This window comes from Embleya sp. NPDC008237, from assembly GCF_042956465.1.
Lineage (GTDB): Bacteria > Actinomycetota > Actinomycetes > Streptomycetales > Streptomycetaceae > Embleya.
Genome location: NZ_JBIBGL010000007.1, coordinates 447,535 through 457,155, shown reverse-complemented (window position 1 = coordinate 457,155; position 9,621 = coordinate 447,535). Strand labels below are relative to the sequence as shown.

Annotated in this window: 1 protein-coding gene; it reads right to left on the bottom strand. The window is 73.5% G+C overall.

The genetic code is table 11. From position 1 onward, the window contains the following. Positions 1 to 34: 34 nt before the first annotated feature. The gene (locus ACFZBU_RS20850; protein ID WP_391585105.1) at positions 35 to 9,607 is read right to left on the bottom strand and encodes a type I polyketide synthase; all 9,573 of its coding nucleotides are present in this window, start codon (positions 9,605 to 9,607) and stop codon (positions 35 to 37) included. Positions 9,608 to 9,621 lie beyond the last annotated feature (14 nt).

The window sequence follows — 9,621 nt, the reverse complement described above, 5'->3', positions numbered from 1 at the left end:
CATGATGGTTGTGCCTTTCGCAGGGACCGACAAGTCAGGAGATGCCGAACTGCTTGCCGATGAATTCGATGAGCTCGTCGTCGCCGGCCGAGTCGATCTCCTCGGCGATGCTCGCGACTTCGGCCCGGTCGGTGGCGTCGGCGGGCGTGCCGGCGGCCCAGCGCGCGGCGATCTCGGCCAGGCGTAGCGCGGTTGCCGCGTGCTCGGCCGGATCGGCGGCGGCATGCGCCAGCAACTCCTCCAACCGGTCGATCTCGGCCCGCACGGCGTCGGCGCTCGGGACCGTGTGCGGCACGAGTTCGCCGTGCAGGAACTCGGCGAGCGCGTTCGGGGTCGGGTAGTCGAAGACCAGCGTCGCGGGCAGCCGCAGGCCGGTCTCGGCGGTCAGCCGATTGCGCAGCTCGACCGCCGTCAACGAGTCGAACCCCTGGTCTCGGAACGGCTTTCCGGGCGCCACCGCGTCGGCGGACGGGTGACCGTGCACGATCGCCGCCTGGGCGCGCACCAGCCGGACCAGATGCGGCCGGCGCTCCTCCTCGGCCAGTTCCACCAGCGCCGCGGTCAACCTGCCCGCCGCCGTCTCGACCGCGGCCGGGGCCGAGCCGGTTGCTCCGGCCGATGTCACCGGTGCGCGCAGGAGTTCCGCGACCAGCGGGTGTGGACGGCCTCGGAACAACACGTCCCAGTCGATGTCGCACACCGCCAGGTGACTCTCGTCCGCGTCCAGGATCCGCCCCAGCGCCTCGACCGCGAGCTCCGGATCGAGCATGGTCAGCCCCTGTCGACCGAGTCGCTCCTCGATCTCCGGCGCGGCGATCCCGCCACCGGCCCAGTGCCCCCAGGACACCGAGGTCGCCGGCAACCCGTCGGCCCGACGCCGGGCCGCGAGCGCATCCAGATACGCGTTGCCCGGCGCGTAGTTGCCCTGGCCGGCGACGCCGCACAGGCCGGCCATCGAGGAGAACAGCACGAACGCCGACAGGTCCGCGTCCCGGGTGAGTTCGTCGAGGTGTCGGGCGCCGTCCACCTTGACCCGCAACACCCGCTGCTGCTGTTCCACGGTCAACTCGCCGATCACCGCGTCGTCCAGGATCGCCGCCGCGTGCAACACCGCGGTCAGCGGGAATTCCGCCGGAATGGCGCCCAGTACGGCCGCCAGCGCGTCCCGGTCGCCCACGTCGCACGACGCGAAGGACACCCTGGCCCCCAGTGCGCGCACCTCCTCGGCCAGCCGGCCCGCACCGGGCGCGTCCGCGCCGGTACGGCTGACCAGCAGCACGTGTTCGGCCCCGCGCTCCGCCGCCCAGCGAGCAACCCGCCCGCCCAGCGCACCGGTGCCACCGGTGACCAGGACGGTGCCCGACGGATGCCATGTCCCGGCCGGTCGCGCGGCACCGAGCGGCGCACGCACCAACCGGCGCCCCCACACCCCGCTCAACCGCACGGCGACGTCTTTCTCGTCCACCGCACCGGCCAGCACCGCCACCAGGCGGGCCCACGCGGGTGCTTCGGCGTCGGGGCCCGGGTACTCGCCCGGCAGGTCGATCAGACCGCCCCAGGATTGCGGGCTCTCGGCCGCGACGACCCCGCCGAAGCCCCATACCTGTGCCTGTTCGGGCACCCGGACCCGGTCCGCCGCGCCCACCGACACCGCACCACCGGTGACCGCCCACAGCGGCGCGGGCACACCGGCGTCGTCCAGCGCCTGAACCAGCGCCACCGTCGCCGCCGCACCCCACGGCACCGCGTCGAACCCGTCCACCGTGCCCTCGGCCAGGGCCAACAGCGACACCACACCCGCGACCGGCTCGTGCCGTCCTGTCAACAGGACCCGCAGCGCCTCCCGCTCACCGTGGTCGCGCGCCACCGGCACCCGTTCGACCCGGGCCCCGGCGTCGGCCAGCAGGGCGGTCAGGAAATCCGCCCAGGCGGTCGCCGCCGCCTCCTCGGGCACCACGAGCAACCAGGTGCCGCGCAGGCTGCCGGGCTCGGAACCACCGACCGGGCGCCAGACGATCCGGTGCCGCCACGCGTCCAGCGTGGCGCCGGAGCGCCTGCGGTCCCACCACGAGGACAGTGCCGGCAACACCGCCTCCAGCGACTCCGCCGAGGCGTCCGAGCCCAACGCCTCGACCAGCCCGTCCCGGTCGCCGCTCTGCACGAGCGCCCAGAACGCCGCGTCGATCGTGTCCACCGGTCCCGCACCGCCGCCCTTCGACCCGGTCGACCCGGCCTGGTCCCCGGCGTCGAGCCAGTAGCGCCTGCGCTCGAAGGGATACGTGGGCAGATCGACCGGGCGCGGTCGAGCGCCGGCGAACGCGGCGGTCCAGTCCACCGGCACGCCGCGGACGAAGGCTTCGGCCAGCGAGGTGTACAGGCGTTGCAGGCCGCCCTGGTCGCGGCGCAGCGTACCCACCACGACCGGATCCGGCGTGTCCGCCTCCTCCAACGTCGCCTCGATCGCCGACGTCAACACCGGATGCGGACTCACCTCCACGAACACCCCGTGCCCCGCCGCCGCAAGCCCCCGCACGGCCTCCTCGAACCGCACCGTCTCGCGCAGATTGGTCGCCCAGTACGCGCCGTCCAGCTGCGCCGTATCGATCCAGTCACCGGTCACCGTCGACCACACCGGGACGGTCCCGGAGACGGGCGCGATCCCGGCCAGATCCGCCACGATCCGCTCACGGATTGTGTCGACTTGCGCCGAATGCGACGCATAGTCCACCGGAATCAGGCGAGCCCGGCCACCCTCCGCCGTCACCGACGCGACCAGCTCCGCGAGCGCCTCCGGCTCTCCGGAGACGACCACCTGCCCGGGGCCGTTCACCGCCGCAACGGAAATCCGCCCGCCCCACCCGGCAAGCCGCTCACCGACCGCCGCCACCGGCTCGGCCACCGACGCCATCCCGCCCCGACCCGACAGCGCGACGATGGCCCGGCTGCGCAGCACGACGACCGTGGCGCCGTCCTCCAGGGACAACCCACCCGCCACCACCGCCGCCGCGATCTCCCCCTGCGAATGACCCACCAGCGCATCCGGGGCCACCCCGAAGGACCGCCACACCTCGGCCAACGACACCAACACCGCCCACAACACCGGCTGGACCACATCCACCCGATCCAACGACGGCGCACCCGACACACCCGCCAACACCTCGACCGGCGACCAATCGACGAATTTCGCGAGGGCCGCCGCACATTCCTCGAATCGCGCCGCGAACACGGGTGATTGGGAGTGAAGTTCCGCAGCCATGCCCGCCCACTGCGAGCCTTGCCCGGGAAAGACGAACACGGTCTTCCCGAGCGGCCCGGCCGACCCGGTCACCACGCCCGCGGCGCCCTCGCCGCGCGTCACCGCGTCCAAGCCCGCCGCCCGCGTGGCCGAATCGCCGACCAGCACGGTTCGTTCGGCGAACAGCGCGCGTGACGTGACCAGTGCGAAGCCGACGTCCACGGGGTCCTCGCCCAGTGCACCTCGGATCCGGCCGGCCTGCGCCCGCAGCGCCTCCGGGGTCCGACCCGACAACACCCAGGGCAACACGCCGCCCGTGGGCCGCGTCGTGGGCTCCTCGACCTGCCGACCGTCGTCCTCCGGAAGTTCGAGGATGACGTGGGCGTTCGTCCCGCTCACCCCGAACGCCGACACCGCCGCCCGACGCGGCCGATCCGACTCCGGCCACGGCCGCGCCCGCGTCAACAACCGCACCGCACCCACCGACCAGTCCACATGCGGACTCGGCTCGTCCACGTGCAACGTCTTCGGCAACACCCCGTGCCGCAACGCCTCGACCATCTTGATCACACCCGCCACACCCGCGGCGGCCTGCGCATGACCGATGTTCGACTTCAACGAACCCAACCACAGCGGCCGATCCGCATCCCGACCCTGACCGTAGGTGGCCAACAACGCCTGCGCCTCGATCGGATCACCCAGCGTCGTCCCCGTCCCGTGCGCCTCCACCACGTCCACATCGGCCGCCGAGACCCCCGCGTTCGCGAGCGCCTGGCGGATCACCCGCTGCTGGGAAGGGCCGTTCGGCGCGGTCAGCCCGTTCGACGCGCCGTCCTGGTTCACCGCGCTGCCGCGCACCACCGCGAGCACCCGGTGCCCGTTGCGCCGGGCGTTCGACAGGCGTTCGAGCAGCAGGAGGCCGACGCCCTCGGCCCAGCCCGTGCCGTCGGCGGCACCGGCGAACGCCTTGCAACGACCGTCCACGGACAACCCGCGCTGCCGGGAGAACTCGACGAACATGCCCGGTGTGGCCATCACCGCCACGCCCCCGGCCAGGGCGAGGTCGCTCTCCCCGGAGCGCAGCGACTGGGCGGCCAGGTGCAGCGCCACCAGCGACGACGAGCACGCGGTGTCCACGGTCACCGCCGGACCTTCGAAGCCGAACGAGTAGGAGATCCGACCGGAGGCGACGCTGCCCGCGCTCCCGGTGCCGAGGTAGCCCTCCAGGCCCGGGGGCGTCTCGGTCGATCCGCGCCCGTAGTCGTGTCCGGCCATTCCGGCGAACACGCCGGTCCGGCTGCCGACCAGCGTGTCGGGGTTGATCCCGGCCCGCTCGAACGCCTCCCACGCGGTCTCCAGGAGCAGCCGCTGCTGCGGATCCATGGCGAGCGCCTCACGCGGCGAGATGCCGAAGAAGGCCGCGTCGAACTCGGTCGCGTCCGGCAGGAACGCGCCGCGGCGGGTGTACGACGTGCCGACCCGGTCCGGATCGGGGTCGTACAGCGCCTCGACGTCCCAGCCCCGGTCGGTGGGGAACTCGCCGACGGCGTCGGTGCCGGCCGCCACCAGCCGCCACAGGTCGGCCGGCGAGGTCACCCCGCCGGGCAGCCGGCAGGCCATCCCGACGATCACGACCGGATCGTCGGCGTGTGCCTCGCCCTGCGCGGTGGTGGCGTCGTCGGTCGTCTCGACCTCCCCGAGGAGTTCGCCGCGCAGGAACTCGGCGAGCGCGTTCGGGGTCGGGTAGTCGAAGACCAGCGTCGCGGGCAGCCGCAGGCCGGTCTCGGCGGTCAGCCGATTGCGCAGCTCGACCGCCGTCAACGAGTCGAACCCCTGCTCGCGGAACGGCTTTCCGGGATCCACCGCGGTCGCGCTGCGATGCCCCTGGACGACCGCCGCCTGGGTGCGCACCACCTCGACCAGGAAGCGCAGTCGATCGGCGGCACCGAGTCCGGTCAGCCGAGCCGCGAAGTCGTTCCCGCCGGCGCCCGGTTCGGCGCGTGGCGTGGCGGGCGCGGCGGCATCCGGGCGGTTCGTTTGCCGCAACTCGCCCACCAGCGGCGCGCGTCGATCCCGGAACAGCACGTCCCAGTCGATGTCGCACACCGTCAGGTGGGATTCGTCGGCGTCGAGTACCTGTCCCAGTACCCGGACGGCCGATTCCGGGTCGAGCATCCGCAGACCCTGGCGGGCCAATCGTTGCTCGACCTCGGGCGCGGCGATCCCGCCGCCGGCCCAGTGTCCCCACGAGATCGCGGTCGCGGGCAACCCGGCGGTCCGGCGCTGGGCGGCCAGCGCGTCGAGATGGGCGTTGCCCGGTGCGTAGTTGCCCTGACCGGGCACGCCGCAGATGCCCGCGAGCGAGGAGAAGAGCACGAACGCGGACAGGTCCAGGTCGCGCGTGAGCTCGTCCAGGTGGCGGGCTCCGTCCACCTTGACCCGCAACACGCGGTCGAGTTGATCGATGCTCAGATCGGCGATCAGCCCGTCGTCGAGCACGGCCGCCGCGTGGAAGACGGCGGTCAGCGGGAACTCGGCCGGGATGCCGGCGAGTACGTCCGCCAGCGCGGCCCGGTCGCCGACATCGCAGGCCGCGAAGGAGACCTGGACGCCGAGTCCGGCCAGTTCCGCGGCGAGTTCCGGCGCGTCGGCGGCGTCGGCTCCCGACCTGCTCACCAGCAGCACGTGCGCGGCCCCGCGCCCGGCGACCCAGCGGGCCACATGCCCGCCCAGCGCACCGGTGCCACCGGTGATCAGCACCGTCCCGGACGGTTGCCACGACCCGGTGGCGCGGGCGCCGTGCGGCGCCCGGACCAACCGGCGTGCCCACACCGCCGAACCGCGGACCGCGATCTCGCTCTCGCCGGCCGCGCCGGACAACACCGAGGCCAATCGTGCGGGCACGGCGTCGGCCGGAATCTCCGCCGGCACGTCGATCAGGCCGCCCCACAGGTCGGGCAGTTCGGCCGCGGCGATGCCACCGAAGCCCCATACCTGAGCCTGTTCGGGCGCCCGCACCGGGTCCTCGTCGCCGACCGAGACCGCACCGCTCGTAACCGCCCACACCGGAATCGACACACCCGCGTCGCCCAGTCCCTGGATCAGCGCCACCGTCGCGGCCGCGCCCCACGGCACCGCCGGGAAACCGGCGACCGGACCCTCGGCGAGCGCGAGCAGCGACACGATTCCGGCGACCGGCTCGTCGGCCGCCGCCAGGGCCGCCGCCAGCAGCGCACCCAGCGCGCTGCGATCCACCCGATCCCGCCCGACGACCACGGGCAGTGCCCGGGCCCCGGAGGCGGTCGGCGCGGCGCCGAACCACTCGGCCCACGGCGTGTCCTGCAACCCCTCCGGGACCAGCAGCAACCAGGTCCCGGCAAGTCGGCCCTCGTTCGCGGAGGCCACCGGGCGCCAGACGATCCGGTGCCGCCACGCGTCGCCGACCGCATCGGAGCGACGGCGCTCCCACCACGACGACAGGGCGGGCAGTACCGCACCGAGCGGCTCGGCCAGATCGCCGTCGACGTCGCCCAGCGCGGCGGACAGGCCCGCGCGGTCGCCCCCCTCGACAAGATCCCAGAACGCCGAGTCGACGGCCGCCGCGGTGGGCGGCGCGTACTCGCCCGTGTCCAACCAGAAACGTTCGCGCTGGAAGGCGTAGGTCGGCAGGGCGACCCGCCCGACCGCCTCCGCCTCGAACGCCGCGTCCCAGACGACCGGCACGCCGCGCACGAACGCCTCGGCCAGCGAGGTGTGCAGCCGGACCAGGTCGCCCTGGTCCCGGCGCAGCGTGCCTACGACCACGGTGTCGGCCGCGCCGACCTCCTCCAGGGTTTCCTGGATCGCGGCGGTGAGTACGGGGTGCGGGCTCACCTCGACGAACACACCGTGGTCCGCCTCCACGAGTCCGCGCACCGCCGCCGCGAACCGCACGGTCTCGCGCAGGTTGGTCGCCCAGTACGCGCCGTCCAGCCGGGCGGTATCGATCCAGTCGTCGGTCACCGTCGACCACACGGGAATCGATCCGGACACCGGCGTGATCCCGGCCAGATCGGCCACGATCCGCTCCCGGATCTCCTCCACCTGGGCCGAATGCGACGCGTAATCCACTGGGATCAGGCGAGCCCGACCACCCTCCGCCGTCACCGACGCGACCAGCTCCGCGAGCGCCTCCGGCTCTCCCGACACGACCACCTGACCCGGTCCGTTCACCGCCGCGACCGAGATCCGCCCGCCCCACCCGGCGATCCGTGCCCGCACCTCCGACTCGGCCGACGCCACCGACGCCATCCCGCCCCGACCCGACAGCGCGACGATGGCCCGGCTGCGCAGCACGACGACCGTGGCGCCGTCCTCCAGGGACAACCCACCCGCCACCACCGCCGCCGCGATCTCCCCCTGCGAATGACCCACCAGCGCATCCGGGGTCACACCGAAGGACCGCCACACCTCGGCCAACGACACCAACACCGCCCACAACACCGGCTGGACCACATCCACCCGATCCAACGACGGCGCACCCGACACACCCGCCAACACCTCGACCGGCGACCAGTCGACGTGCGGTTCGATCGCCTTGGCGCACTCGTCGAAGCGGGCCGCGAAGGTCGGGGACTGGGCGTACAGGTCGGCGGCCATCCCGGTCCACTGCGAGCCCTGACCGGGAAAGACGAACACGGTCCGGCCGGCCGCGTCGGCCGAGCCCGTGACCAGGCCCGGTGCCGCTTGGCCGTGCGCCAGCGCACCGAGCCCGGTGGTCAGTGCGGCCGGATCCGCGCCGACCACGACCGCCCGTTCCGCGAAGACCGAGCGCGAGGTCGCGAGCGAGAAGCCGATCTCCTCGGCTCCCGCGCCGGGTTGCGCGTCGAGGTGGTCGGCCAGCCGGGCGGCCTGGGCCCGCAGTGCCTGCGCCGACTTGCCGGAGAGCACCCAGGGAGTCGACGGCGCGGACGCCTGCGCCCGAACCGGCGCCGACTCACCGTCTTCGTCCGGCAGTTCCAGGATCACGTGCGCGTTGGTTCCGCTGACCCCGAAGGCGGAGACGGCGGCCCGACGCGGCGCCCCGGTCTCCGGCCACGGCTGAGCCCGGGTCAGGAGTCGTACGCCGCCCGAAGACCAGTCCACGTGCGACGTGGGCTCGTCCACGTGCAGCGTTTCGGGCAGTACGCCGTGCCGAAGCGCCTGGACCATCTTGATCACGCCCGCCACCCCGGCGGCGGCCTGCGCATGTCCGATGTTGGACTTCAACGAGCCCAGCCACAGCGGCCGTTCCGGAGCGCGGTCGCGGCCGTAGGTGGCCAGCAGGGCCTGCGCCTCGATCGGGTCGCCGAGCCGGGTGCCGGTGCCGTGTGCCTCGACCGCGTCCACGTCGGCCGGAGTCAGGCCCGCGTTCGCCAACGCGCTGCGGATCACCCGCTGCTGCGCCGGGCCGTTGGGAGCGGTCAGTTGACTGCTGGTGCCGTCCTGGTTGACCGCGCTGCCGCGGATCACCGCGAGCACCCGGCGTCCGGCCCGGCGCGCGTCGGAGAGCCGTTCCAGGACGAGCAGTCCCACGCCCTCGGCCCAGCCGGTGCCGTCCGCGGCGCCCGCGAACGCCTTGCAGCGGCCGTCCGCCGACAGACCCCGCTGGCGGGCGAACTCGACGAACATCCCGGGCGAGGCCATCACCGTCGCGCCGCCCGCGAGCGCGAGACCGCACTCGCCCGAGCGCAGCGACTGGGCGGCCAGGTGCAGCGCGACGAGCGAGGACGAGCATGCGGTGTCCACCGTGACGGCCGGGCCCTCGAAGCCGAAGGTGTAGGAGATCCGGCCGGACGCCACGCTCGTGGTGCTGCCGGTCAACACGTAACCGTCCACCCGGTCGGGCGTGGTCTTGTACAGGCGCGGGGTGTACTCCTGCGCGATCACGCCGGCGAACACCCCGGTTGCCGAACCGCGAACGGCCGCCGGGTCGATCCCGGCGTCCTCCAGTGCCTCCCACGCGGTCTCCAGGAGCAGCCGCTGCTGGGGGTCCGCCCCGAGTGCCTCGCGGGGCGAGAGGCCGAAGAAGGAGGCGTCGAACTCCGCCGCGTCGTAGAGGAACCCGCCCTGACGCGTGTACGTCTTGCCGACCGCGTCCGGGTCCGCGTCGTACAGGCCGTCCAGGTCCCAGCCGCGGTCGGTGGGAAAGCCGCCGATCGCGTCGCGGCCCTCGGCCACCAGCTGCCACAGGTCCGCCGCCGAGTGCACGCCGCCGGGCAGTCGGCAGCCGATCCCGACCACGGCGATCGGCTCGTTCCGGGCTTCCTCGTTCTCCCGCAGCCGGCGCCGGGCCTGGTGCAGGTCGGCGGTCACCCGGGTGAGGTAGTCACGCAGCTTCTCTTCGTTCGCCATGGGGTATCTGCCTT